This is a genomic window from Streptomyces sp. NBC_01197, from assembly GCF_036010505.1.
Lineage (GTDB): Bacteria > Actinomycetota > Actinomycetes > Streptomycetales > Streptomycetaceae > Streptomyces.
Window position 1 is genome coordinate 5507228 of the sequence record NZ_CP108569.1, and the last position, 24782, is coordinate 5532009.

Here is a 24782-nt window from a genome sequence, read left to right on the forward strand (position 1 = left end):
CGGGACCCTACGCCGGGGGCCGCGCGGCCGTGACGTTGCGGTACGCGATCTCAGCCAGCCGCTCCTGGCCGTCCCTGCCGGGGTGGAACCAGTCCCAGGGGCTCAGCTGCGCTCCGGTGAACCGGAACCCGAAGACCGCGCCGCCGTCGTAACGGCAGTGCGTGTCAGTCGCGCACACGTCCCTGAGGACCGTGTTGTAAGCGACGACCCGGTCCCGCACGGCGTCGCGCCGCTTCACGGCCGCCGGGTCCATCGCGTCGGCGTCCCGCAGCATCGAGGCGCAGATCCCCAGCTTCCAGATCTGCTTGCCCAGCGGATTGCCGCGCCCCTGCGACCACAGCCGCTTCAGGTCCGGCACGCTCGACACATAGACCTCGCTCTTGGGCAGCGCCGTGCGCAACCGTTTCAGCGCCGTCGCAAACGAGGTCCGGAATTCATCCACCGGTGTCATGTGCGAAACCGAGTCCCGGCACGCGTCATTGGCACCTGCCATGATCGTCACCAGCTCGGGCCGGTGCGCCGCCGCGGCCCCGATCTGGGCCGGCACATCGGCCATCCGGGCCCCGGTCCTGGCGTCGTTCCACCCCTTCTTCACCCCGAGCCGGGAGACCAGACTGCGCACCCGGGTGTCGGAACCGGTCGCCCAGGAGACCTTGGGACAGTCGGAGAGCACCGAACAGGCGTCGAAGCCACGGGTGATGGAATCGCCCACGGCGGCGACCGACCGGGGGGACCTGTCCCAGGCCGGGGCGGGTGCGGGGGACGCACCGCGATGCCCCTGCGCATGTTTCGCGCCACTGTTGGAAGAGTCACAACCGGCCAGCGCGCCGAGCGGCAGGACGAGTGCCGCCGTCAGCCCCGCGACAGCGGTGCGGCTGCGGCGGCTCCGGGCGGATTCCGGCTTCCTCTGCACCCTCTGGACCCTCCAAGTGGCCGACCCGGGCGTCCTGCCGAGTGAAAGCTGTGTGTTCAACGGGGCTGGGACCGACAGTACGTCACACGGGGCAGGCCACCGCGCGGTAGTTTTTCCCCGTCGAAGCAGTGACAACTTCGCCCACCCGCTCCGGTAAATTACGTCACGTCACATACTGTCCCATTTCAGGAGATTAACTCCCGATGCTGTTTACTGTTGTACCCCGGGGCAGAACGGGCGAGAGGCCGCTGGGGAAGGCGAACCTCGAACCGCACTGGAGGTCCCGGTGACGACACGTGGAGTTCTGTACCTGCACTCCGCACCTCGCGCGCTGTGCCCGCACGTCGAGTGGGCCGTGGCGGGTGTTCTCGGTGCGCGGGTGAATCTCGACTGGATCAGGCAGCCTGCCTCTCCCGGCACCTGGAGATCCGAATTCTCCTGGAAGGGCGGCACGGGCACCGCGTCCCAGCTCGCCTCCGCGCTGCGTGGCTGGAATCTGCTGCGCTTCGAAGTGACGTCGGAGCCGTGCCCGGCAGCCGAGGGCGAGCGCTACAGCGCCACGCCCGAGCTGGGCATCTTCCACGCCGTCACCGGAATCCACGGCGACATCCTGATCCCCGAGGACCGGCTGCGGGCCGCACTGGCCCGTTCGCTGGCCGGCGAGAGCGATCTGGAGGCCGAGATCGCGCGACTGCTCGGCAAGCCGTGGGACGACGAGCTGGAGCCGTTCAGGTATGCGGGCGAGGGCGCGCCGGTGCGCTGGCTGCACCAGGTCGTATAGGTCCCGTCCCGGAGGAAAGGCCCTGGTCCGGACGGAACGCCCTGATCCCCTTTACGGTGGGGCCATGGCTGACAACACCTCAGTAGCTGTTCTCGGTACGGGCATCATGGGCGCCGCGATGGCCCGCAACCTCTGCCACGCCGGGCTCGACGTCCGCGTCTGGAACCGGACCCGCTCCAAGGCCGAACCCCTCGCAGGGGTGGGCGCCCACGTCACCGACACTCCAGGTGAGGCCGTCGAGGACGCGGACGTGATCATCACCATGGTGTACGACGGCGCGGCGGCGCTCGAAGCGATGACCGCGGCCGGGCCCTCGCTGAGCGCCGGGACGGTCTGGCTGCAGTCCACCACCGCCGGCACCGAGGGGCTCCTCCCGCTCGCCGCGCTGGCCAGGCAGCGCGGGCTGGTCTTCGTGGACGCTCCGGTCCTCGGCACCAAGGCCCCGGCGGAGAAGGGGCAGCTCACGGTCCTGGCGGCCGGCCCCGGCTCCGTACGCGACGAGGTGGCACCCGTCCTGGACGCCATCGGCTCCCGTACGGTCTGGGTCGGCGACGACGGCACCACGGGAGCGGCCACCCGGCTCAAACTGGTCTGCAACAGCTGGGTGCTGACCCTCACTCACGGCACGGCGGAGGCACTCGCGCTGGCGGCCGGTCTTGGCGTGGACCCGGCGAATTTCCTGGACGCGGTCGGCGGCGGCTCGCTCGACTGCGGCTATCTGCACCTCAAGGCACAGGCGATCGTCACCGAGGACTACACCCCGAGCTTCTCGGTCACCACGGCGGCGAAGGACGCCCGGCTGATCGTCGAGGCGGGACGCACGGCGGGTGTGCGGCTGGACGTGGCAGCCGCGGGCGCCGAGCGGTTCCGCCGGGCCGGGGCGCTGGGGCACGGAGACGACGACATGGCCGCGTCGTACTTCGCGAGCTTCGAGGCCTGAGACAGGGCCCCGAACCAGGCAGGCCCGCCCCTCCCGGACGGGGGAGGGACGGGCCTGTGTGGTGTGTGTACGGCGCGCCGCGTGCCGGGTGATCAGACCGAGCGGAACGCCAGCATCACGTTGTGACCGCCGAACCCGAACGAGTTGTTGACCGCGGAGATCGGCCCCTGCGGCAGCGTCCGCGGCTTGTCCCGGACGATGTCCGCGTTGACGTCCTCGTCCAGCTCGTCGACGTTGATGGTCGGCGGAGCCGTGCGGTGGTACAGCGCGAGCACCGTGGCGACGGTCTCGATGCCGCCGGCGCCGCCGAGCAGATGCCCGGTCATCGACTTCGTCGCGGAGATGGCGACATGGTCGAGGTCGTCGCCCAGCACCTGGCGGAGCGCCTTGATCTCGGCGACGTCACCCTGCGGGGTCGACGTGGCGTGCGCGTTGACATGCACGACCTCGGAGGGCTTCAGATCCGTGGTCTCCAGCATGTGCCGCAGCGCCGCCGCGATACCGCGACCGGTCGGCTCCGGCTGCGCGATGTGGTGGGCGTCCGAGGACAGGCCCTGGCCCACGAGCTCGCAGTAGACCCTGGCGCCGCGCGCGGCGGCGTGCTCGGCCGACTCCAGGACCACGATGCCGGCGCCCTCGCCGAGTACGAAGCCGTCGCGGCCCTTGTCGTACGGGCGGGAGGCACCCTCGGGGTCGTCGTTGTTCTTGGACATCGCCATCATGTTGGCGAAGGCCGCGATGGGCAGCGGGTGGATGGTCGCCTCGGTACCACCGGCGACGACGACGTCGGCACGGCCCGAGCGGATCATCTCGGCCGCGTAGCCGACCGCTTCGGCGCCGGACGCGCACGCGCTGACCAGCGCGTGAACACCCGCCTGCGCGCCGAGTTCGAGCCCGACGTTGGCGGACGGGCCGTTCGGCATGAGCATGGGGACGGTGTGCGGGGAGACGCGGCGTACGCCCTTCTCCTTGAGCACGTCGTACTGGTCGAGCAGGGTGGTGATGCCACCGATACCGGAGGCGACGACCGCACCGAGGCGCTCGGGGTGTATGGCGTCGTCCTCGCCGGCCTTCGCGGTGAAGCCCGCGTCGGACCAGGCTTCACGGGCCGCGATCACGGCGAACTGGGCCGAGCGGTCCAGCTTGCGGGCGAGGGGGCGCGCCAGGACCTCGCTCGGGTCGACAGCCACCGGGGCGGCGATGCGGACCGGGAGCTCGGCGAAGCGCTCGCCGGTGAGCGGCTTGACGCCGGAACGGCCTGCGAGCAGACCGTCCCAGGTCGATGCGCTGTCGCCACCCAGCGGTGTGGTTGCGCCGATACCGGTGACGACCACGGTGCGATTGGTCGGGCTCACTGGAATTTCTTCTCCACGTGTAGAGGGATCTGAATCACGGCGCCACCGCCGGGTGGCGTCAGCCGCGGGCCTGGGTCAGGCCTGGTGCTTCGAGATGTAATCGGCAGCGTCGCCGACGGTCTTGAGGTTCTTGACGTCGTCGTCCGGGATCTTGACGTCGAAGCGCTCTTCGGCGGCGACGACGACCTCGACCATGGACAGCGAGTCGACGTCCAGGTCGTCGGTGAAGGACTTGTCCAGCTTGACGTCCTCGACCGGGATACCGGCGATCTCGTTGACGATCTCGGCGAGACCGGTGACGATCTCTTCCTGGGTGGCGGCCATGTTGGCGCTCCTTCGATGTGTAGCGGTGTGTGTCGGGGACTGCTCGGGGTGTTCGAGCGAACCGGATTCCTCCGGAATGCCCTAGGGGAGGGTAACGACAGTCGCGGCGTAGACGAGACCCGCCCCGAAGCCGATGACCAGCGCGGTGTCGCCGCTCTTCGCCTGACCGGTCGCCAGGAGCCGCTCCATCGCGAGCGGAATCGAGGCGGCGGAGGTGTTGCCGGTGGTCTCCACGTCACGGGCGACCATGACGTGGTCCGGCAGCTTGAGGGTCTTCACCATCGAGTCGATGATCCGCATGTTGGCCTGGTGCGGGATGAAGACGTCCAGATCGGCCGCCTCGATACCGGCCGCGTCCAGGGCCTGCTGAGCGACCTTCGCCATCTCGAACACGGCCCAGCGGAAGACCGCCTGGCCCTCCTGCGTGATCGCGGGGAACTTGGCGCGGCCCTTGCCGTCGCGGTAGTCCGACCACGGCACGGTCTGCTTGATCGTCTCGGACTTGTCGCCCTCCGAGCCCCATACCGTGGGGCCTATGTGCGGCTCCTGGGACGGGCCGACCACGACCGCGCCCGCGCCGTCGCCGAAGAGGAAGGCCGTCGCGCGGTCCTCCAGGTCGGTGAGGTCGCTGAGCCGCTCGACGCCGATCACGAGCACGTACTCGGCGGAACCCTCGACGATCATGCCCTTGGCGAGCGTCAGCCCGTAGCCGAAGCCGGCGCACCCCGCCGAGATGTCGAAGGCGGGCGCCTTGTCGGTGCCGAGCTTGTGGGCGATCTCGGTGGCGATGGCCGGGGTCTGTGCGAAGTGCGAGACCGTCGACACGACCACGGCGCCGATCCGGTCGGCGGTGATCCCGGCGTCGGCGATGGCCTTGCCGGAGGCCTCGATGGACATCGCGGCCACGGTCTCCTCGTCGGATGCCCAGTGGCGGGTCGCGATTCCCGAGCGGGAGCGGATCCACTCGTCGGACGAGTCGATCGTCTCCAGGATCACCTCGTTGGGCACGACCCGGGTCGGACGGTAGCCGCCGACGCCCATGATCCGTGCGTACGGGGCGCCCTGGCTGGGCTTGATCTTCGCCATGCTCTCTCGGGCTCCTTAGGCCCCCGCCGCGTCAGCGGCAGGTGATTGGGTCTCGGCGATGAGGGCGCGGGCCGCGTCGAGGTCATCGGGTGTCTTGAGCGCCAGCGTCCGCACGCCGGGCATGGCGCGCTTGGCGATGCCCACCAGTGTGCCGCCGGGGCAGACCTCGATGAGCGCGGTCGCGCCCAGCCGCTGGGCGGTCTCCATGCACAGGTCCCAGCGGACCGGGTTCGAGACCTGGTTGACCAGCCGGGCGATGACGTCGGGGCCGGTCGCGACCACTTCGCCGTCGGCGTTCGAGATGTACGGGACGGCCGGGTCGGCGACGACCAGGTCCTGCGCCGCCCTGCCGAGTCCGGCGACCGCCGGAGCCATGTGGTGCGTGTGGAACGCACCGGCCACCTTGAGCGGCATGACCCTGCGGACCCCGTCGGGCTTGTCGTCGACGAGCGCGGCGATCTGCTCGGCGGTGCCCGCGGCGACGATCTGGCCGGCGCCGTTCACGTTCGCCGGGGTCAGCCCGAGCTTCTCCAGGTGCGGGAGCACGGTTTCGGGGTCGCCGCCGAGCAGCGCGGCCATCCCGGTCTCCGTGACGGCCGCGGCCTCGGCCATGGCCAGCCCGCGGGTCCGTACGAAACCGAGGGCCGCCGCGTCGTCGAGGACGCCCGCGAAAGCCGCGGCCGTGATCTCACCGACGCTGTGTCCTGCGACGGCGTCGGGCACGAAGTCGCCCAGCGCGGAAGCGGACAGCAGACCGGCCGCGACCAGCAGCGGCTGGGCCACCGCGGTGTCGCGGATGGCGTCCGCGTCGGCCTTCGTGCCGTAGTGGACAAGGTCGAGCCCGATGGCGTCCGACCACGCGGCGACGCGGTCGGCGGCACCGGGAAGTTCGAGCCAGGGAGTCAGGAAGCCGGGCGTCTGAGCGCCTTGGCCGGGAGCGACGAGTACGAGCACCCTCACACTCTCTCTTGTGGACGGCTCCGGATGCCCGTGGGGAGAGGGACGAAGAACCGTCGGGGTAATTGTTGGTGTCCGACAAAAGTCTAGAGCTGCGTATCCCCGTCGGCCAGGCGCCCCAGGATCAGAGCGATGCGCAGAGTGAATGCGGAGCGCACATCGGAGGGTGACCAACCGGTGACGTCGGTCACACGTCGGAGCCGGTAACGAACGGTGTTGGGGTGTACGAAGAGCATCCTGGCCGCGCCTTCCAGACTGCTCGCCTGTTCCAGGTAGACACTCAGCGTTTCCAGGAGGGCCGATCCCGCCTCCTCCAGAGGTCTGTAGATCTCCTCCACCAACTGCTCACGCGCCGAGGGGTCCGACGCGATGGCGCGCTCCGGCAGCAGATCGTCGGCGAGCACCGGGCGCGGCGCGTCCTGCCAGGCGTAACCGGCCTTGAGCCCGGCGGCCGCCGCCTGCGCGGACCGGGTGGCCGCGAGCAGGTCGGGCACGATCGGCCCGGCGACCACCGGCCCTGCCGCGTACGGGCCGATCAGGGCCTTGGCGACCTGGAGTGGATTGTCGTTGCCGCCCGCGATGACGACGAGCCGGTTGCCGAGCACCCCGGTCAGCACCTGCACCTTGGCGTGCCGAGCGGCGCGGCGGATCGCCTCGACGGTCAGTTCACTGTCGCCCTCGGGGGCGGTGCCGAGAATCACACAGACATGGTCGGGCGAGTTCCAGCCGAGCGCGGCGGCGCGGGAGACGGCGCCCTCGTCGGCCTCGCCCGACAGCACCGCGTTGACCACCAGGGACTCCAGCCGGGCGTCCCAGGCGCCGCGGGCCTCGGCGGCCTGCGCGTACACCTGGGCGGTCGCGAAGGCGATCTCCCGGGCGTAGACCAGCAGCGCCTCGCGGAGGATCGACTCGTCGCCGGGGGCCGCGACTTCCTCGATCGCGGTCTCCATAACCTCGATCGTGGTGCGCACCATCTCGACCGTCTGCCGCAGCGTGATGGCCCGGGTCAGCTCGCGCGGGGCGGTGCCGAAGACATCGGTGGAGATCGCCTGGGGGGCCTCGGGGTGCCGGAACCACTCGGTGAACGCCGCGATCCCGGCCTGGGCGACCAGACCGATCCAGGACCGGTTCTCCGGTGGCATCGCCCGGTACCACGGCAACGTCTCGTCCATCCGGGCGATGGCGTTCGCCGAGAGCCGGCCGGAGGCCTGCTCCAGTCGCTTCAGCGTCGCGGCATGCGGATGTGCGGGAGGGGGTCCGGGTGGCGCGGCATCGGATCGGGGCACGTGGACAAGACTGCCTTATCGGGACCCGGGCGTGGCGTGGCGGGGCTACGGTGGGCGGCGTGATGGATGTACGGCGCTCCGGCGAGCGCTACCGCGGAGGCGACCCGGCGGCCGGTATCGACTCCCGCCACGCCTTCTCGTTCGGCACCTTCTACGACCCGGACAACCTGCGTTTCGGACCGGTCCTGGCCTGCAACGAGGAGCGGCTCGCGCCAGGCGCGGGCTTCGGTGAACACGCGCACAGCCACACCGAGATCGTCACCTGGGTGGTCGAGGGCGAGCTGACCCACCGCGACTCGACGGGCGGTGCCACGGTCGTACGGGCCGGAGACGTCCAGCACCTCTCGTCGGCCGGCGGGGTCCGCCACGAGGAGCGCAACGAGGGCCCGGAGCCACTGGTCTTCGTACAGATGTGGCTGGCACCCCAGGAGCCGGGCGGCGAGCCGTCGTACGAGACCGTGCGAGGTATCGCGGACGCCACGCCCTTCGCGGTCCCCGCGGCGGGCGCGCTGCTCTCCGTCCGCAGACCGTCCCCCGGCGAGCGCGTGGCGGTGCCGGACGCGGCGGGGGTGTATCTGCATGTCGTACGGGGTGAAGTGCGGCTGGGGGAGACGGGGTTGGCCCCCGGGGACGCGGTGCGGATCACCGGTGAGCAGGGTCTGGACCTGCTGGCGGACACGGCGGCCGAGGTGCTGCTCTGGGAGCTGGAGACGGTCTGAGGCGGGCGGCCCCGGACGGGAGTGGCCCAGGATCGGCCAATACCGGAACGGCGGCTTCTCTCGGATGAGCACTACTCGGAACGGGGCGTTCCGCCGATAACGGCAAGCGCCTGAGCGGCTTGCGTGCGGGTGTCCGGGTCGAGGGCGCCGGTCGCAGAGTCGTCTCGCAGGCCGGGGTCTTGCTCCTGGCCGAGACGGGCCCCAAGACCGGTCTGGATGCGGCTATATCGGCGGTGCTCCTGCCGTGGCGCTGGCCGCGGGCAGTCCACGAGCCGGGCAAGATCCTGCTGGATGTCGCGCTCGCGGTGGCGCTGAGCGGGGACTGCCTGGTCGATGTGTGGGCATGTTGTGGGCCGAGCCGGCCGTGTTCGGGCAAGGTGGCCTCCGACCCCACGGTTCCCGGCTGATCAGCAAGCCGGCCTCGGGTGGACATCAGGTCCGTTGCCCCGCTGGCCTGGATGCCCCTGCTCGCCCTGACCGGCCAAGCCCGGCTCTGGGAGCCCCGCCGCCTGCGGCTGTTCTCCACCGCTGCTCAGCTCGTCACCACCGGCCGACCGCCGCTATTCCCACCTCGTCAGGCACTGGCCATGGACCGGCGTGATCATCGATGCCCTGGACCGGCTCCACGCCCTCTCGAACCACGGCTGACCAGCAGCGTTCCCATCCCCGCGCGCAGCACTACCCCGACCGGAGCGGTGGAACCCGGCGCCCACCCGGGCGACAGTCGGACGCTCAACCTGCCCAGACTCCGAAAAACCCCACCGGTACTCACCACGAAGGGCCATCAACAAGCTGACGGCCCCTCATGAACGATCGAGGCCGGCTGGCTTAGGCCGACTGCGGCGTTGACGATCCGGTCGAGTTCGCGGCGGGCGAGGCCGGCGAACCCGCGATAGGCCGGGCTTGCGGCCCAGCGCGCGTATGCCGCGCCGAACGCCGCGGTGCCGGCCAGTCCGGCCAGCTCGGCCGTCCCGGCGGCGACGCCCCGAGCCTGCAGCGCTTCGGTCATCGTCTGGGCAAGCGCGGCGCGTTTGAGTACGGCGCGCTCGTGCAAGGACGCCGAGGAAGCGATCAGGCGTTGACGGGTCGCGGCATGGCGGTGCCGGTCGGCGTCGAAAACGGGATCGACGGCGAGGACCGCGGCACGCACCAGCTCGAGCGGCGAGGCACCTGGCGCGCCGTCAGCGATGGTCTGCCGGAAGGTGTCGGCGAGCAGGTCTTGGCCCCAGAACAGCACCTCGGGCTTGTCGGGAAAGTGTCGAAAGAACGTCGCCTTGGTCAGTCCGGCGCGGCCGGCGATCTCGGCGGCCGACACCGCCTTGTACCCGCGCTCGGCGAACAACTCGAGGGCGGCTTCCTCTAGCCGGGCGTGCGCGTCCGGTTGCCAGCGGGCCATGACCCCATCATAGCGGCGCGTTGAGACTGGGTCTCGTCAATGTATATGGTGTTGAGACTGAGACTCATCACCAGAGCCTTGTCAGGACGGATTCGAGGAGAAAAATCATGGGACGTCTGACCGGCCGGACGGCCTTCGTCGCCCGCGGATCGACCGGCATCGGGCCGGCCACGACGCCGGGGATGGCCGAGGAGGGCGCTGTGGTCTTTCGCGGGGTGGGAGCATGACGGTTCGCCGGGTCGTCACCGGGCACGACAACGAGGGCAGGTCGCGCGTGGTCGACGACCAGAACGTGGAGCCGATCATCTCTGCGCTGACGCCCGGCTTCGCCGCTTACCGGCTGTGGGGACGAGACGAGCCGCCCACGTTCCCGGACGACGGGTCGCCCAGCGGCGTCGAGACGTACTTCCCACCGCGTGAGGGATCGCGCTTCGTGATCATTACGCATCCTCCGGAGGGGGTGACCCCACCCCCGGACGTGGACGCAGCCGCAGCCACCGCCGAGCTGGAGCGGCAGATGCCAGGCATGATGGCCTCAATGGAGCCCGACGGCTCAGGGATGCACACCACCGACACGATGGACTACCTGATGGTCGTGCAAGGCACGGCCACGCTCGAACTCGACGACGGCGAGCGAGCCGTGTTGCGGGCGGGCGACGTGGTCGTACAGAACGGCACCCGGCACGTGTGGCGCAATTACGGCACCGAGCCCTGCACGCTCGTCGCTGTCTCAGTCGGCGCGGACCGCACGACAACCCGTTAGTCCCGCGCACCCCAGGGGCATGGCCGGCCGGCCTCGGGACTCGATGCTCTCCTCTGCCACCGTCTGAGTTGGCGGTGGCAGAGGAGAACGCGCGACCGTTGGAGGCCAGCACCAGAGGCGCGGGGATTTCCACCGGCGGTGCGGACGCACTGGCTGCGGGTCGCTCCCCCGAACAGCTCGGTCGCGAGGCAGAGCTTGTCTTTGCTGTCGCGCGTCAACTGACCGTTGAGCATCACATCGAGCAGCGAGCAGGCGCTCTACGACCAGGCCCTGTCCACCTTCGGTGAGGAGGGCCTTTTTGACATCGCGGTCCTGATGGGCAACTCCCTCACTGTCAGTAGCGTTCTCGATCTCTTCGCCGTCCCCGCACCTGAGTAGCCGGTCCTCTCCGACCGTTCGAGATCGGATTCGCCCAGTGGGCGGACCCGGCGCGCGACCAGGACCCCGGCGAGCTGCCGACCCATACGAAGGCCGCCCTGGACGCACTGCGGACGGCAGCCGCAGAACTGTGCTGACGCCAGCAGGAGAGCCGGCGCATCCGGGGCTTTGGCCCCAGCTCGCCGGTGGTCACGGGCTGGGACGCTCGCGCGGCGGGTTCACCACCAACCTGCACCTGGCCGTCGAGCAGGGCCAAAAACCCATGTCGATCGTGGTGACCGCTGGGCAGCGCGGGGACTCACCGCAGTTCGAACCCGTCTTGGAGAAGATCCGCGTGCCCCGCATCGGGCCACCTTCACAGACGTCCTACGCGACCCTGACCACGTACTTGCCCTGGACGCCGCCCGTCTCCAGCGCCCGGTGCGCCGCTGCTGTCTCCTCCAGGGGGAAGACCGTGTCCACCGCAGGACTCAGCGTCCCCTCGACCACATGGCGGGCGAGGTCGTCGAAGTCCGCCCGCGTGGGGTTGCCGCTGAAGAAGCGCACCCGACCGCGTCCGTGGACCGTGCTGGCCGCGAGGTAGCCGAGCGACGCAGCGGGCCGTTTCAGGTCGAAGGCGATGGTGACCATGCGCCCGCCGGGATTCAGTAGGCGCCGGAAGGCCCGCAGGTCGGTCCCCGCGGTGTCCAGGACCACGTCGAAGCAGCCCAGTTCCGCCGGGTGCACGGTCCGGTGGTCGACGGCCTTGTGCGCGCCGAGCCCGCGGACGAAGTCGAGGTTGGCTGCGCGGGCCAGGGCCGTGACCTCGGCGCCGTACGCCCGTCCGAGCTGGACGGCGGCGTTGCCGACACCGCCCGCCGCGCCCCGGACGAGGAGTCGTTCGCCGGGGCGCAGCCCGGCTTTGTCCCGCAGCGCGGTGATGGCCGTGGTGGCCACCGGCAGCGCGGCGGCGTCCACCAGGTCAAGGCCGTCGGGGAGCTGGCCGACCCGCTCGGCGGGCACGGTCACGTACTCGGCGGCGCTGCCGAACCCGGAGGTGCGGCCCAAGATCCCCCATACGCGGTCGCCGGTCGCCAACCGTGTGACTCCGGCACCCAGTGCGGCGACCTCGCCGGTGAAGTCCAAGCCGACGCGCTTGGGGAATTTCCGGCCGCTCAGGAGGCGGAGACGGCCGGCACGGGCTGCCAGCTCGCCGCCGTTGACGCTGAACGCGCGCACCTTCACAAGGACCTCGCCGGGGACCGGCTCTGGGCGTGGCACGCGGACCGTGTAGAGCACATCGGGGCCGCCGTAGCGGTCGTAGAGCACTGCCTTCATCATGCGGTCGTTCATCGTTCTGCCTTTGCCGCCGGGGGCCGTACAGGGGACGGCATCGACCGTAAGCTCTTAAGTGGACGCAATCGTCCGATTGGGTCGGAAGTGAGAGACAATGATGGCGGAATCCTCTTGGATCACAGCCCAGGACGGGGTGCGGGCGGACGCCCGGCGCAACCGGGAGCGCGTCCTCGTCGCTGCCCGTGCGGTCTTTGCGGAGCACGGGATCGACGCACCGATGGCGACCGTGGCCCGACGGGCCGGGGTCGGCGTGGCGACGCTGTACCGGCATTTCCCGACCCGGGACGCTCTGGTGAGGGGCGCGTTCGCGCAGCAGATGGAGACCTGCGCGCGGGCGCTCACCGAGGCTCTGGCCGCCCCTGACCCGTGGCAGGCCTTCCAGCAACTGGTCGAGACGGTCTGCGCTCTGCAACGGAAGGAACGCGGGTTCCCGGCCGCGTTCGTCGCGGCCTTCCCGGAAAGCTCGTCGGAACACGCGCAGTCCCGGCAACGAGCCGAGCGGGACTTCGCGACCCTGGTACGCAGGGCCCAGACGTCGGGCGCGCTGCGGGCCGATTTTCACCCTTCCGACCTCGCCGTGGTCCTGTTGGCGCACTGCGGTCTGCTGACCGCCCTACCGGATGATGATGCAGCGTCCCGGCGCCTGGTGGCCTATCTGCTCCAGTCGTTCCGCACCGACACGGCCAACAAACCGCTGCCCCCGCCGAGTGCGCTGACACTGCGCAGCCTCCCGATTGCAACTGCCAGCCCCCAGGGGCGGCGGCCATGATTGATGACGGTCTCGTGCGCGACGCCGTCAACGTTCATCTTCTCGCTCCCCGCCGGAGGCGTGCGGGTCGAGGGCGCGGACGGATGGCCCCAACTGCCCAGCGCGGCCGTCGGTGACGAACTCGACGAGGGCGGGCGGGGGCTGGTCCTGGTCGACGCTCTCACCGACAGGTGGGGCGTTGAACCGCGCCGCGACGGGTGTGGCAAGACGGTGTGGTTCGAGTGCCTGACCTCGAAGGTGGCCGATCAGTGACCCTTCAGCGCTCGGAGGCCAGCTCCGCCAGCACCGCCTCGGTGAACGGCGGCCAGGCCTCGATCGCCCACGGTCCGAAGTCCCGGTCGGTCAGTGCCACACAGGCGGCCCCCGCACCCGGGTCGACCCAGAGGAACGTACCCGACTGGCCGAAGTGGCCGAAGGTGCGCCGGGACGACGAACTGCCCGTCCAGTGCGGGGACTTGGCGCCCCTGATCTCGAAGCCGAGGCCCCAGTCGTTCGGGTTCTGCAGACCGTAGCCGGGCAGCACGCCCTTGAGCCCCGGGTGGACCACCGAGGTTGCCTCGGCGACCGTGCGCGGGTCGAGCAGTCGGGGCGCCTGGAGCTCGGCGGCGAACCGGGCCAGGTCGTCGGCGCTGGACACTCCGTCCTTCGCGGGGGAGCCGTCCAGCGAGGTGTCCGCCATCCCGAGCGGTTCGAGCACGCCCTCGCGAAGGTACTCGGCGAACGGGATGCCGGTGGCCGCGGCGATGTGGTCGCCGAGCGCCTCGAACCCCGCGTTGGAGTAGATCCGGCGCTCACCGGGGGCCGCCATCACCCGGTTCTCGTCGAAGGCGAGACCGCTGGTGTGGGCGAGCAGATGCCGGACCGTGGACCCGGGCGGGCCCGCGGGCTCGTCCAGCTCGACCGCGCCCTCCTCGTACGCCATGAGCACGGCGTACGCGGCGAGCGGCTTGGTGACCGAGGCGAGCGGGAAGCGGCGCGCGGTCGGGCCGACCGTACCGGCGACGCCGCCGTCCGCTCGTACGACGGCGGCGGCCACCGCGGGTACCGGCCAGTTCTCGGTCGTCGCCAGGCTCTTCATGAGGGACGAGCTTAGGGCCTTTCGTTTGGATCGGATCCCGCTCCCTGATCCGGCCTGATCCAAACGAAAGACGCTGACTACAGCGTCAGGCGCATCGCCGGATCGGGGGTCCTGACAAAACCGAGGGAGGCGTAGAGAGGCTCGCCGTCGGCTGAGGCGCGCAGGTCGACCCTGGCCACATCGCGCTCCCGGAACCAGCCGAGCAGCGCCTCCATACAGGCGCGCGAGTACCCTCGGCGGCGCATGTCCGGATCGGTCGCGACGCTGAAGACGTAACCGCTCGTGCCGTGCGGGTTACCGGGGCCGCCGAGCCGGTACTCGACCGTGCCGACCACGCAGGCCGCGAGACCGCCGTCCGGCCGATCGACGACGAACGCGGTGAGATCGGCTTCCGGGTCGCTGAGCTTCCTGCGGAGCGTCTCGACCGCGGTGGGCTGCCAGCTGATGTCCGGGTGCGGTTCCCCGGACATGGAGTCCTGCATCAGCTTGCGCAGGCGTACGAGTTCGACGGCGTCATCGGGGTTCGCGCGGCGGGCGGTGCTCATGCCCGGGAGGCTACGGGAGCCGTCTGTGAAGTTCCGCTCGATTTCACTTGCTTGGAGTGCGCTCCAAGGATCTAGCGTTGGTGCTGTCGCGAGGATGAAGGAGCTGGGACCGCATGACTGTGACCGAGACCGTGCCCGCGCCGGAGACCGTGGACCTCTGCGCGGGACCGCCCACCACGGGCAGGCTGCCCGACGGGCAGGACCAGTACACGATCAGCCAGGTCGTCGCGTTCACCGGTCTCACCGCGCACACCCTGCGCTGGTACGAGAGGATCGGGCTGATGCCGCATGTCGACCGGTCGCACACCGGCCAGCGCCGCTTCTCCAACCGCGACCTGGACTGGCTCGCCCTCGTCGGCAAGCTGCGGCTGACCGGGATGCCGGTGGCCAAGATGGTCCGCTACGCCGAACTCGTACGCGAGGGCGTGGACACCTTCGAGGAACGGCGGGAGCTCCTGGAACAGACCCGCAGAGATGTGCGGCTGCGGATCGCGGAGCTCCAGGACACGCTCTCCGTACTCGACTTCAAGATCGACTCTTACGCGGACGCCCGGCGGGCGTCGGAGAGGTTCTGAACCTGATGAGCATCGAAAAGATCGACAGGGTGCGGCTCGGCGAGGACGGACCCGAGGTCGGCGTACAGGGCTTCGGCGCCATGGGCATCAGCGAGTTCTACGGGGCCACCGACGAGGTGGCGGCCAGGGACACCCTGGAGGCCACCGTCGAGGCCGGTGTCACGCTGATCGACACGGCCGATATCTACGGACTGGGCGCCAACGAGAGCTTCCTGGCGCCGTTCGTCGCCACGCACCGCGACGACATCACGCTGGCCACCAAGTTCTCCATCGAGCGGCGCCCCGACGACGAGCACTACCGGAGGGTGCGCAACGACGCCCCGTACATCAGGCAGGCCGTCGAAGCGAGCCTGCGGCGGCTGAACGTCGATGTCATCGACCTCTACTACATGCACCGCCGCAACCCCGATGTGCCGCTGGCCGAGTCCGTCGGCGCGATGGGCGAGCTGGTGGCCGCGGGCAAGGTCAAGTACCTGGGGCTGAGCGAGGTGACAGGTGCCGAACTGCGCGAGGCGCACTCCGTGCACCCGATCACCGCCGTGCAGTCCGAGTGGTCGCTGTTCAGCCGGGACGTGGAGCGGAGCCTGACCGGTGCAGCCGCTGAGCTCGGGGTGGGGATCGTGCCGTACTCCCCGCTCGGCCGGGGCTTCCTCACCGGCGCCTTCGCGGACGCGACCAAGGACCTCGGAGGCAGCGACTTCCGGAAGTTCCAGCCCCGCTTCACCGGCGACAACGCCAAGGCGAACGCGGCGCTTCTCGAACCCGTGCACAAGATCGCGGCGGCGCACGGCGCGACGGCCGCGCAGGTGGCCCTCGCCTGGGTGCAGCAGCGGGCCGAGGTGCACGGGCTTTCGGCGGTCGTGCCGATCCCCGGCACCCGCAAGCGTTCCCGCCTGCTGGAGAACACCGGCGCCACGCGGCTGAAGTTGACCGCGGAGGAGCTGGTGCTGCTTGAGCCGATCGCGGGCCAGGTCAAGGGCGACCGCTATCCGGACATGTCGTCGACTTCGACGGCCCGCGAGTAGCCGCAGCCCTGGCCGGCTCCGTAGCGGCGGCCGTACGTCCCGTTGGCCGCCGTTACAGCTCCGCCAGCAGTTCGGCCTTCTTCGCGCTGAACTCGTCGTCGGTGACCAGCCCGGACGAGTGCAGCTCGCCCAGGTGCCGTATCCGCTCGGCGATGTCCGCCGGGTCGCGCCGGCCGGTGGCGATGGCGGGCACCGGCACCGGCCTGGAGTGGCGGGCCGCCCCCAGGACGGCCGCGGCGAAGGGCAGCGACTCGTGCACCGGTCCGTAACCGAGCCCGAAGACGACCGCCGTGGGGTCCTGGTCCGCCTGCGCCGCATCCGGCTCGCCCTGCCGCAGCACCCGCAGATAGCCGTCGTACGCCTCGGGGGAGCGCCAGTCCACACCGGTCAGTTCGGCCACCGGGAAGTTCTGGTCGCCGCACTTCCACTTGGCCGACGACGCACCCGTCCACGACCACCGGAACGAGACCCGCGACCCGTCGAAGGACGCCTTGCCGTCGTACGCCTTGAAGTGGAGCGGCGCCTCGGGCGCCGCCACCAGGAACCGCTCGGCCGGCTCCGCCGCCTCCGGCACCAGCCGCGCCGTCAGCTCGTCCGCGTAGTACTCCGCGAGCGTCCGCTGCGCGGCCGGAAGGACCAGCCGGTACGGATCGCACCCCTCCTTCAGCTGTCCCGAGGCCGCCTCTATCAGCGGGTCGGCGCCCGCGCGCGGCGCCGCGCGCAGCACCACCGTCCCCCGTCTGCCCTCGGTCACCGACACCGACTCCAGCGCCTCGTGGGGGATACGCCGTTGACGCAGCGCCTGGAAGAGCTTCGGCGTGCGAATCCCCCGTTCGAAGCGGATGAGCACGGAGTCGGTCGCGAACTCCCAGGTGGCTTGAATTCCGGCCAGCACATCACCCATGTGCCACATCGTAGGCGGCGTGCGCCCGCGCGTCGCCCCTCTGCGGTGGACCTGATGCACGGGCATCTACGCGCGTGAACCTCCTGAGTCACCGCAAAATCAGCTGTGACAGGCGTTCCCACCGTTCGCACATGTCACCGAATCGAACTCGCCGGTGCCGACCGCCGCGAAGTTGTGCAGACTCTCGGTACCAGGCGTGAAATAGCCGGTGTGGCCCTGCGCCGCACCCGCCGATACGACGCGGGCGCCGAACTTCGGTGAGACCGGGTCGGCGCCGTGGCCGAGGCCGCCGACGTCCAGATGCGGGACGTCCTGGATCCAGTCGCTGCTGTCCCGCATCGCCCACACCCGGGCGTCCGTGTCCAGCTGGGCGGCGTTCTCCACGCGCATCCCGGGGCTTCCCGCGACCGCGATGTCGCTGACCCGTGACGGGAGGTCGCGGGCGGCGACGCCGCAGAGCACCGAGCCGTAGCTGTGGCAGAACAGCGCGACGGGTGCCTTGCCCGGCAGCGCGTCGACGAGCGCGTGCAGCCGGAGCGAACCCTCGGCGGCGAGCCTGCCGATCGCGGCGTCCACGCCGATACCGACGGGCGAGGTGTAGTCGGCCCAGGCGATGACGGCGGTGCGCGACTTGGGGGCCGCGGAGCGCTCGGCGCTGTACAGGGACGTCGCCATGCCGACCGGCGCGGTGTAGTAGGCCCGCTGGGTCTTCTGGAAGGTCAGCAGATTGGTGTCGACTCCGGGCACCACGATGGAGATGTGCCGGGCCTGCTGCAGATCGCCCATCACCTGCGCGACCCGGCCGGTGCCGGTCGGGTCGAAGGCGAGGATCTGCAGGCCGGGCCGCGCCAGCGCGTTGTAGCGGTCGTAGGTCTGGCGCGCGTCCAGGTGGCCGAGCTTGTTCAGCGTGGGGTCGGTCAGCCGTTCGCGTTCCTGCCCGGCGGCCTGTTCCAGCGCGCGCCGGTTGGCCTGATAACGCAGGGTCACCGGGGCGCCGTTGAGATTGCCGACCACCAGTGGATAGTCATCGGCGAGCCGGTCACGCTCGGCTGCGGTGAGCTCGGCGAAGAAACGCGCCAGCCGGTGCGGCGACGCGTTGGGCGAGGGGAGATGGTGACCAGCGATGGAGCCTCTGCCCCAGGCGGCCAGCGCGGTTTGGCGGGGTCCGGCGGTTCTCTGGTGGTGCACGGCGGTCCAGCCGGTGGTGGCCAGCATGACGAACACCACCGCGAGCGCGAGCAGAGTGCGCCAGACGGTGAGAGTGGGGGAGGAGTCGAAGGAAGTCACTGCCCGCCACCCTAGGAGACGGGGGAGCGTGCTTACGAAGACCGTGAGGGACATCACGTTTCGTAGCGGGAATGTATCCGAATGACTACATTCCGTGTGCGTCTGTCGTACGCCAGTTCCCTGCCAGCGCAGGCCCGATCAGGTCGAGGTGGGCCAGGGTGACCGCCCGCATGGAGGCGATGCTCAGGTCCTGGCCCTTGCCCCAGATCCGGCCGGTGGTCCGCATCACGCCGTCGAACGCGGCGACGGCCACGCGTGGCCGCGGATCGGTGTCCACGTCGAGCCCCTCGCGTGCGGCGATCAGCTGGGCGATCCGGTCCTCCAGCTCGGCCGAGCGGCGCAGATGGATCGCGAGCAGGGCCGGGGAGGACTCGATGATCTGACAGGTCCGCATGTACAGGTCGACGGGGACCAGGTCCTCGATGGTCAGACTGATGCCGTCCCAGGAGGCGAGCACCGCGTTGCGCATCGCCTCGAACGGGGTCTCCTCCGGCGGGCGGGCCTCCAGCGCGGTGAAGAACTGCGACTCCACCAGATCGTGCACCGCGAACGCGGCCTCCTCCTTGCTGGCGAAGTACCGGAAGAAGGTGCGCTGGGAGACCTCGACGGCGTCGGCGATCTCGTCGATGGTCGTCTGCTCGTACCCCTTCGTCGTGAAGAGTTCGAGTGCGACGCGCAGCAGGGCCTCGCGGGTGCGCTGTTTCTTGCGCTCCCGCAGTCCGGTCGGCGCGTCCGGCGTCGACGGCTCGGTCTGCTCCATCGTCACGTTCTGGTCCTCTTTCGGCGTGGGGGATGTGGCGTGGGGACGTGTGGAGCGCGGTGTGTGATCCGGCTCCGGCTCCGAACTGCTTCCGGTTTCGGGTGCTTTGTCGTCCCCAGGTTACCTGTGAGCTACGTGACAGCTACCGACTTGTGAATTGGTTTGTCAACTGTCAGCGACTGACACTAATCTGACTCGTATGACTAGTCAGACCACTGTCGACCCGGCGCCGCAGGATATTGCGGCGCCGCCGGTCAAGGGGCTCCGCGGCCACCCTTGGCTGACGCTCTTCTCCGTGGCCATCGGCGTGATGATGGTCGCGCTCGACGGCACGATCGTCGCGATCGCCAACCCGGCCATCCAGAAGGATCTCGGGGCCACCTTCGCCCAGATCCAGTGGATCACCAATGGCTACTTCCTCGCCCTCGCGGTGGCGCTGATCACCGCGGGCAAGCTCGGTGACCGCTTCGGCCACCGCCAGACCTTCCTCATCGGCGTGGTCGGCTTCGCCGCCGCGTCCGGCGCCATCGGCTTCTCCAACAGCGTCAGCCTGGTCGTGACCTTCCGGGTCCTCCAGGGGCTGTTCGGTGCGCTGCTGATGCCCGCCGCGCTCGGCCTGCTGCGCGCCACCTTCCCCGCCGAGAAGCTCAACATGGCCATCGGCCTCTGGGGCATGGTCATCGGCGCCTCCACCGCGGGCGGCCCGATCATCGGCGGCCTGCTCGTCCAGCACGTCAGCTGGCAGTCGGTCTTCTTCATCAATGTGCCGGTCGGTGTGATCGCGCTCGTCGTGGGTGTGGTGATCCTCAAGGACCACCGGGCCGAGAACGCCCCGAAGTCCTTCGACATCATGGGCATCCTGCTGCTGTCGGCGGCCATGTTCTGTCTGGTCTGGGCGCTCATCAAGGCCCCGGCGTGGGGCTGGGGCGACGGCAAGGTCTGGATCTTCCTGGCGGTCTCGCTGGTCTGTTTCGCGGCCTTCGCGTACTGGGAGACGAAGGTCAGGGAGCCGCTCATCCCGATGGCGCTCTTCCGCTCGGTGCCGCTCTCCGCGGGTGTGGTGCTTATGGTGCTCATGGCCATCGCCTTCATGGGCGGACTCTTCTTCGTCACCTTCTATCTCCAGAACGTGCACGGTATGAGCCCGGTCGACGCCGGTCTCCATCTGCTGCCGCTCACCGGCATGATGATCGTCGCCTCCCCGCTCGCGGGCGCGGTGATCACCAAGCTCGGCCCGCGTATCCCGCTGGCCGGCGGCATGGTCTGCACCGCGGTCGCGATGTACGGCATGTCCACGCTGGGGACCGACACCGGCAGCGTCAACATGTCGATCTGGTTCGCGCTGCTCGGCCTGGGGCTCGCCCCGGTCATGGTCGGCGCCACCGAGGTCATCGTCGGCAACGCCCCGATGGAGCTCTCCGGTGTCGCCGGTGGTCTCCAGCAGGCCGCCATGCAGATCGGCGGCAGCCTCGGTACGGCGGTGCTCGGTGCGGTCATGGCCTCCAAGGTCGACAGCGCCCTGCCGGTCAAGTGGGCGGATGCCAAACTTCCTCCGTTCGGGCCCGGTCAGCTGGACCAGGCGTCGCAGGCCGTCCAGGTCGGCATGGCCCCGGTGCCGCCGCACGCGCCGGCCGGACTCGCCGCGAAGATCACCGGTGTCGCGCACGACACGTTCATGTCCGGCATGGGCCTGGCCTGCCTGGTCGCCACCGGCGTCGCGGTCGTGGCCGTCTTCGTGGCCCTGCTCACCAAGCGCGGTGACAACCCGGAGGCTGCCGCGGGCGCTGCCCACATCTGACGATCCGGCGTCAACTCCACGCCAGGACAGCCCCGCCGGACCTCTCCGGCGGGGCTGTCGCCTATCAGGGTGGTGCGGGCGGCGCGCCCTTCCGGAGGTACGTGATCATGGGCCAGGCTGCGGTCCCAGATATCCGTACGACGCACCACACGGGGGACCACCATGAACACCGCACTCACCGGGACCACCGCTCCGACGCAGCGCACGGCGCCTTCGGCCGGCATCCGTAAGGCGCTGCTCCGTACGACCCTCACGACCGTCACGGCCGGGATCGTCACGACCACCGTGCTCGCCGCGCCCCAGGCGCTCGCCCCGCACACCGCGCTGGCCGCCTCGCAGCCCCGGATGGGGGAGTGCGCGACCGGCGAGCTCTGCCTCTGGGAGAAGGACGCCTTCAAGGGCGCCCGCCGCACCTACGACCTCTCCGGCACCGGCATCGACAGCTGTACGCCGCTTCCCGCGGGTACCACCGCCCAGTCCGTCGCCAACCGCACAGGGCGCCCGGTCACCACGTACCAGTCCGCCGAGTGCGCGGAGACCGGCGAGTTCGAGACGTACCCGGGCGGCGGCACCTGGCTGCCGCACTCCCCGTACCAGGTGCGGGCGTTCAAGATCTGGGAGAGCTGAGCCCCACCGAACGCGCACCCCACCGGACGCGCACCCCAGCGGACACACGCAAGGGCGGCGGGACCGCCGTGGTCCCGCCGCCCTCGTGCGTGCTCAGTGACGCCTACGCGTCGCCGCCCGCCGCGCCCGGGTCGGCCGACGACACGTCCAGGAGCTGGTAGCGGTCGATGGCCTGCTTCAGGGTCGAGCGGTCCACCTTGCCCTGCTTGGACAGCTCGGTCAGGACCGAGACGACGATCGACTGCGCGTCGATGTGGAAGAAGCGGCGCGCCGCGCCCCGGGTGTCCGCGAAGCCGAAACCGTCCGCGCCCAGCGACTGGTAGGGCCCCGGCACCCAGCGTGCGATCTGGTCCGGCACCGAGCGCATCCAGTCCGATACGGCCACGAAGGGGCCTTCGGAGTCCGAGAGCTTCCGCGTCACGTACGGGACGCGCTGCTCCTCCTCGGGGTGGAGCAGATTGTGCCGTTCCACCTCCACGGCCTCGCGACGCAGCTCGTTCCAGGAGGTCGCGGACCAGACGTCGGCCTTCACGTCCCACTCGTCGGCGAGGATCTGCTGGGCCTCGACGGCCCACGGGACGGCCACGCCCGACGCCATGATCTGCGCCGGGATCTGGCCCCGCTCGCCCGGCTTGAAGCGGTGGATGCCCTGGAGGATGCCCTCGACGTCGACATCGGCGGGCTCCGCCGGATGCTGGATCGGCTCGTTGTAGACGGTGAGGTAGTAGAAGACGTCCTCGCCCGGCCTGCCGTCCGCCGTCTCGCCGTACATCCGGCGCAGACCGTCCTGGACGATGTACGCGATCTCGAAACCGAACGCCGGGTCGTAGGCGACACAGGCCGGGTTGGTCGAGGCGAGCAGCTGCGAGTGGCCGTCCGCGTGCTGGAGGCCCTCACCCGTCAGCGTGGTCCGCCCGGCGGTCGCGCCGAGCACGAAACCACGCGCCAGCTGGTCGCCCATCTGCCAGAACTGGTCGCCGGTGCGCTGGAACCCGAACATCGAGTAGAAGACGTAGACCGGGATCATCGGCTCGCCGTGCGTGGCGTACGCCGAACCGGCCGCGATCAGCGACGCCGTGCAGCCGGCCTCCGAGATGCCGTCGTGCAGCATCTGCCCGGTAGGCGACTCCTTGTACGCGAGCAGCAGTTCGCGGTCCACCGACTCGTACTGCTGGCCGAGCGGGTTGTAGATCTTCGCGCTCGGAAAGAACGCGTCCATACCGAAGGTGCGGTACTCGTCGGGGGCGATCAGCACGAAGCGCTTGCCGATCTCCTTGTCCCGCATGAGGTCCTTCAGGACGCGGACGAACGCCATGGTGGTGGCGATCGACTGCTGGCCCGAGCCCTTCTTCGCGATGGCGTACGTCTTGTCGGCAGGCAGCGGCAGCGGCTTGGCGCGGACCACCCTGGTCGGTACGTAACCGCCGCAGGACTTGCGGTGGTCGTGCATGTACTGGATCTCTTCGGAGTCCCGGCCCGGGTGGTAGTACGGCGGGTTGCCGTCCTCCAGGTCCTTGTCCGCGATCGGCAGGTGCAGCCGGTCCCGGAAGCGCTTGAGGTCGTCCGCGGTCAGCTTCTTCATCTGGTGGGTCGCGTTGCGGCCCTCGAAGTTCGGGCCCAGCGTCCAGCCCTTGATGGTCTGGGCGAGGATCACCGTCGGCTGGCCCTTGTGCTCCTTGGCCGCCGTGTAGGCCGCGAAGACCTTCCGGTGGTCGTGCCCGCCGCGCCCGAGGTGCAGGATCTGCTCGTCGGACATGTCCTCGACCATCTTGCGCAGCCGCTGGTCGGTGCCGAAGAAGTGTTCACGGATGTAAGCACCGCTCTCGGTGGCGTACGTCTGGAACTGTCCGTCCGGCGTGGTGTTCATCTTGTTGACCAGGGTGCCGTCGCGGTCCTGGGCCAGCAGCGGGTCCCAGCTCCGGTCCCAGACCAGCTTGATGACGTTCCAGCCGGCGCCGCGGAACTGCGACTCCAGCTCCTGGATGATCTTGCCGTTGCCGCGTACCGGGCCGTCGAGGCGCTGGAGGTTGCAGTTGACGACGAAGGTCAGGTTGTCCAGGCCCTCACGGGCGGCGATGGAGAGCTGGCCGAGCGACTCGGGCTCGTCCATCTCGCCGTCGCCGAGGTAGGCCCAGACATGCGACTTGGAGGTGTCCGCGATCCCGCGCGCCTCCATGTAGCGGTTCATCCGCGCCTGGTAGATCGCGCCGAGCGGGCCGAGGCCCATCGAGACGGTCGGGAACTCCCAGAAGTCCGGCATCAGCCGCGGGTGCGGATAGCTGGACAGCCCGTAGGGGGCCTTCGACTTCTCCTGGCGGAACCCGTCGAGCTGCTGCTCGGAGAGCCGGTCGAGCAGGAAGGCGCGGGCGTAGATACCCGGGGACGCGTGCCCCTGGAAGAAGACCTGGTCGCCGCCGAGGCCGTCGTCCTTACCGCGGAAGAAGTGGTTGAAGCCCACGTCGTACAGCGAGGCGGAGGAGGCGAAGGTGGCGATGTGGCCGCCGACCCCGATGCCGGGGCGCTGGGCGCGCGAGACCATCACGGCCGCGTTCCAGCGGGTGGCGTTCAGGACCTTGCGCTCGATCTCCTCGTTGCCCGGGAAAAACGGTTCGTCCTTGGTGGCGATCGTGTTCACGTAGTCCGTGCTGCGCATCTCGGGCACGGCCACGCGCTTCTCACGCGCGCGCTCGATGAGGCGGAGCATCAGATAACGCGCACGCTCACGGCCGCGCTCGTCGACGGCGGCATCGAGGGAGGCGAGCCATTCCTGGGTCTCTTCAGGATCGAAGTCCGGGACCTGGCTCGGAAGGCCGCCAATGATGATCGGGTTGCGATCGGATCCGGAAACCACGCTGTTCCTTCGCTGTTCGGTGGTGCGGTATCGGGGCGTACGCCGCCACCATCGTGTACCGCCAGGACGCTGACGTCATCTCTACCGAGGGGTAACGTCACTCGGTGAGACATCCCGTCCGGAGGCCGCTGCTGGGTCCGGCGAAATCGCAACCTTACGCCCGACCCGCTCAGACATTCCCAAAGGGATCCGGGGCACAATTGACGTATCCGATGCCGTAGAACCCCGCAAACAGGGATGAACAGTGTGGGATGGATCACCAGAGAGCGTCAGGATCTGCCTGAGGTTGGGATGAGGTGCCAGGAAACGTCACCGTTTCGACTGTCTCGA

Annotated in this window: 25 protein-coding genes and 3 pseudogenes; 14 read left to right on the forward strand and 14 right to left on the reverse strand. The window is 69.9% G+C overall.

From position 1 onward, the window contains the following. Nucleotides 1–7: 7 nt before the first annotated feature. Nucleotides 8–913 carry an SGNH/GDSL hydrolase family protein gene (locus OG452_RS25325; RefSeq protein ID WP_327297873.1) on the reverse strand — a complete coding sequence of 302 codons (906 nt, stop codon included), beginning with the start codon at nucleotides 911–913 and terminating at the stop codon, nucleotides 8–10. A 286-nt stretch (nucleotides 914–1199) separates the two neighbouring features. On the opposite strand from OG452_RS25325, the gene OG452_RS25330 reads away from it, so the two are divergent. Both OG452_RS25330 and OG452_RS25335 read left to right on the forward strand, forming a co-directional pair. Continuing rightward, complete coding sequence (locus tag OG452_RS25330) at nucleotides 1200–1694, forward strand: DUF3145 domain-containing protein (protein WP_327297874.1); 495 nt, start codon at nucleotides 1200–1202, stop codon at nucleotides 1692–1694. 64 nt (nucleotides 1695–1758) lie between these two features. After that, nucleotides 1759–2634, forward strand: a complete 876-nt coding sequence (locus OG452_RS25335) for an NAD(P)-dependent oxidoreductase (RefSeq protein WP_327297875.1) — start codon at nucleotides 1759–1761, stop codon at nucleotides 2632–2634. A 92-nt stretch (nucleotides 2635–2726) separates the two neighbouring features. On the opposite strand, the gene fabF is transcribed toward OG452_RS25335, so the two are convergent. The 5 genes from fabF to OG452_RS25360 all read right to left on the reverse strand — a co-directional run bounded on the left by fabF (nucleotide 2727) and on the right by OG452_RS25360 (nucleotide 7642). Next, on the reverse strand, nucleotides 2727–3989 hold the full coding sequence (gene fabF, locus OG452_RS25340) for a beta-ketoacyl-ACP synthase II (protein ID WP_327297876.1): 1263 nt from the start codon (nucleotides 3987–3989) through the stop codon (nucleotides 2727–2729). Nucleotides 3990–4064: 75 nt separating this feature from the next. Next, entirely contained in the window at nucleotides 4065–4313 is a 249-nt protein-coding gene (locus tag OG452_RS25345; protein WP_327297877.1) for an acyl carrier protein, read from the reverse strand. A gap of 81 nt (nucleotides 4314–4394) precedes the next feature. Next, nucleotides 4395–5399, reverse strand: a complete 1005-nt coding sequence (locus OG452_RS25350; RefSeq protein ID WP_327297878.1) for a ketoacyl-ACP synthase III — start codon at nucleotides 5397–5399, stop codon at nucleotides 4395–4397. A gap of 15 nt (nucleotides 5400–5414) precedes the next feature. Next, nucleotides 5415–6353: an ACP S-malonyltransferase gene (locus tag OG452_RS25355; RefSeq protein WP_327299769.1), complete on the reverse strand. Its 939-nt coding sequence runs from the start codon at nucleotides 6351–6353 to the stop codon at nucleotides 5415–5417. An 89-nt stretch (nucleotides 6354–6442) separates the two neighbouring features. Beyond that, nucleotides 6443–7642 (reverse strand): PucR family transcriptional regulator, encoded by a 1200-nt coding sequence (locus tag OG452_RS25360; RefSeq protein ID WP_327297879.1) that lies wholly within the window; start codon nucleotides 7640–7642, stop codon nucleotides 6443–6445. Between the two features lie 62 nt (nucleotides 7643–7704). Here OG452_RS25360 and OG452_RS25365 point away from each other — a divergent pair, with 62 nt between their 5' ends. The 3 genes and pseudogenes from OG452_RS25365 to OG452_RS35480 form a co-directional block, all read left to right on the forward strand. After that, nucleotides 7705–8361: a pirin family protein gene (locus tag OG452_RS25365; protein WP_327299770.1), complete on the forward strand. Its 657-nt coding sequence runs from the start codon at nucleotides 7705–7707 to the stop codon at nucleotides 8359–8361. A gap of 110 nt (nucleotides 8362–8471) precedes the next feature. Beyond that, a pseudogene (locus OG452_RS25370) lies at nucleotides 8472–8797 on the forward strand (transposase); the annotation flags it as partial. A gap of 13 nt (nucleotides 8798–8810) precedes the next feature. Continuing rightward, nucleotides 8811–9009, forward strand: a pseudogene (locus OG452_RS35480) (IS1380 family transposase); the annotation flags it as partial. Nucleotides 9010–9145: 136 nt separating this feature from the next. Here the strand turns inward: OG452_RS35480 and OG452_RS25375 are convergent. Next, the gene (locus OG452_RS25375; protein WP_327297880.1) at nucleotides 9146–9757 is read right to left on the reverse strand and encodes a TetR/AcrR family transcriptional regulator; all 612 of its coding nucleotides are present in this window, start codon (nucleotides 9755–9757) and stop codon (nucleotides 9146–9148) included. A 223-nt stretch (nucleotides 9758–9980) separates the two neighbouring features. On the opposite strand from OG452_RS25375, the gene OG452_RS25380 reads away from it, so the two are divergent. From OG452_RS25380 to OG452_RS25390, 3 genes and pseudogenes are all read left to right on the forward strand, one after another. Further along, the gene (locus OG452_RS25380) at nucleotides 9981–10520 is read left to right on the forward strand and encodes a cupin domain-containing protein (protein WP_327297881.1); all 540 of its coding nucleotides are present in this window, start codon (nucleotides 9981–9983) and stop codon (nucleotides 10518–10520) included. 225 nt (nucleotides 10521–10745) lie between these two features. Continuing rightward, on the forward strand, nucleotides 10746–10898 hold the full coding sequence (locus OG452_RS25385; protein ID WP_327297882.1) for a hypothetical protein: 153 nt from the start codon (nucleotides 10746–10748) through the stop codon (nucleotides 10896–10898). Between the two features lie 196 nt (nucleotides 10899–11094). After that, a pseudogene (locus OG452_RS25390) lies at nucleotides 11095–11241 on the forward strand (IS5 family transposase); the annotation flags it as partial. 23 nt (nucleotides 11242–11264) lie between these two features. Here the strand turns inward: OG452_RS25390 and OG452_RS25395 are convergent. Continuing rightward, nucleotides 11265–12230 carry an NAD(P)-dependent alcohol dehydrogenase gene (locus OG452_RS25395; protein ID WP_327297883.1) on the reverse strand — a complete coding sequence of 322 codons (966 nt, stop codon included), beginning with the start codon at nucleotides 12228–12230 and terminating at the stop codon, nucleotides 11265–11267. A gap of 100 nt (nucleotides 12231–12330) precedes the next feature. Between OG452_RS25395 and OG452_RS25400 the strand changes: the two genes are divergently transcribed. After that, nucleotides 12331–13002 (forward strand): TetR/AcrR family transcriptional regulator, encoded by a 672-nt coding sequence (locus OG452_RS25400; RefSeq protein WP_327297884.1) that lies wholly within the window; start codon nucleotides 12331–12333, stop codon nucleotides 13000–13002. Between the two features lie 3 nt (nucleotides 13003–13005). Then, entirely contained in the window at nucleotides 13006–13254 is a 249-nt protein-coding gene (locus tag OG452_RS25405) for an ATP-binding protein (RefSeq protein WP_405560769.1), read from the forward strand. A gap of 4 nt (nucleotides 13255–13258) precedes the next feature. Here OG452_RS25405 and OG452_RS25410 read toward each other — a convergent pair whose 3' ends face one another. Continuing rightward, nucleotides 13259–14080: a serine hydrolase domain-containing protein gene (locus OG452_RS25410; RefSeq protein WP_327297885.1), complete on the reverse strand. Its 822-nt coding sequence runs from the start codon at nucleotides 14078–14080 to the stop codon at nucleotides 13259–13261. Nucleotides 14081–14157: 77 nt separating this feature from the next. After that, nucleotides 14158–14625, reverse strand: coding sequence for a GNAT family N-acetyltransferase (locus OG452_RS25415; protein ID WP_327297886.1), 468 nt, complete (start codon nucleotides 14623–14625; stop codon nucleotides 14158–14160). A gap of 113 nt (nucleotides 14626–14738) precedes the next feature. Here OG452_RS25415 and OG452_RS25420 point away from each other — a divergent pair, with 113 nt between their 5' ends. Both OG452_RS25420 and OG452_RS25425 read left to right on the forward strand, forming a co-directional pair. Next, nucleotides 14739–15200: a MerR family transcriptional regulator gene (locus OG452_RS25420; protein ID WP_327297887.1), complete on the forward strand. Its 462-nt coding sequence runs from the start codon at nucleotides 14739–14741 to the stop codon at nucleotides 15198–15200. A 5-nt stretch (nucleotides 15201–15205) separates the two neighbouring features. Then, complete coding sequence (locus OG452_RS25425; RefSeq protein ID WP_327297888.1) at nucleotides 15206–16225, forward strand: aldo/keto reductase; 1020 nt, start codon at nucleotides 15206–15208, stop codon at nucleotides 16223–16225. A 52-nt stretch (nucleotides 16226–16277) separates the two neighbouring features. Here the strand turns inward: OG452_RS25425 and OG452_RS25430 are convergent, their stop codons facing one another. The 3 genes from OG452_RS25430 to OG452_RS25440 all read right to left on the reverse strand — a co-directional run bounded on the left by OG452_RS25430 (nucleotide 16278) and on the right by OG452_RS25440 (nucleotide 19176). Then, a complete protein-coding gene (locus OG452_RS25430) occupies nucleotides 16278–17129 on the reverse strand; it encodes a DUF4429 domain-containing protein (RefSeq protein WP_327297889.1) in 852 nt (283 codons plus the stop codon). A gap of 99 nt (nucleotides 17130–17228) precedes the next feature. After that, a complete protein-coding gene (locus OG452_RS25435; RefSeq protein WP_327297890.1) occupies nucleotides 17229–18416 on the reverse strand; it encodes an alpha/beta hydrolase in 1188 nt (395 codons plus the stop codon). Nucleotides 18417–18501: 85 nt separating this feature from the next. Continuing rightward, the gene (locus OG452_RS25440) at nucleotides 18502–19176 is read right to left on the reverse strand and encodes a TetR/AcrR family transcriptional regulator (protein ID WP_327299771.1); all 675 of its coding nucleotides are present in this window, start codon (nucleotides 19174–19176) and stop codon (nucleotides 18502–18504) included. Between the two features lie 199 nt (nucleotides 19177–19375). On the opposite strand from OG452_RS25440, the gene OG452_RS25445 reads away from it, so the two are divergent. Next, nucleotides 19376–20974: an MFS transporter gene (locus OG452_RS25445; protein WP_327297891.1), complete on the forward strand. Its 1599-nt coding sequence runs from the start codon at nucleotides 19376–19378 to the stop codon at nucleotides 20972–20974. 162 nt (nucleotides 20975–21136) lie between these two features. After that, the gene (locus tag OG452_RS25450) at nucleotides 21137–21601 is read left to right on the forward strand and encodes a peptidase inhibitor family I36 protein (protein ID WP_327297892.1); all 465 of its coding nucleotides are present in this window, start codon (nucleotides 21137–21139) and stop codon (nucleotides 21599–21601) included. Nucleotides 21602–21704: 103 nt separating this feature from the next. Here OG452_RS25450 and aceE read toward each other — a convergent pair whose 3' ends face one another. Continuing rightward, a complete protein-coding gene (gene aceE / locus OG452_RS25455) occupies nucleotides 21705–24452 on the reverse strand; it encodes a pyruvate dehydrogenase (acetyl-transferring), homodimeric type (RefSeq protein WP_327297893.1) in 2748 nt (915 codons plus the stop codon). Nucleotides 24453–24782: the final 330 nt, after the last annotated feature.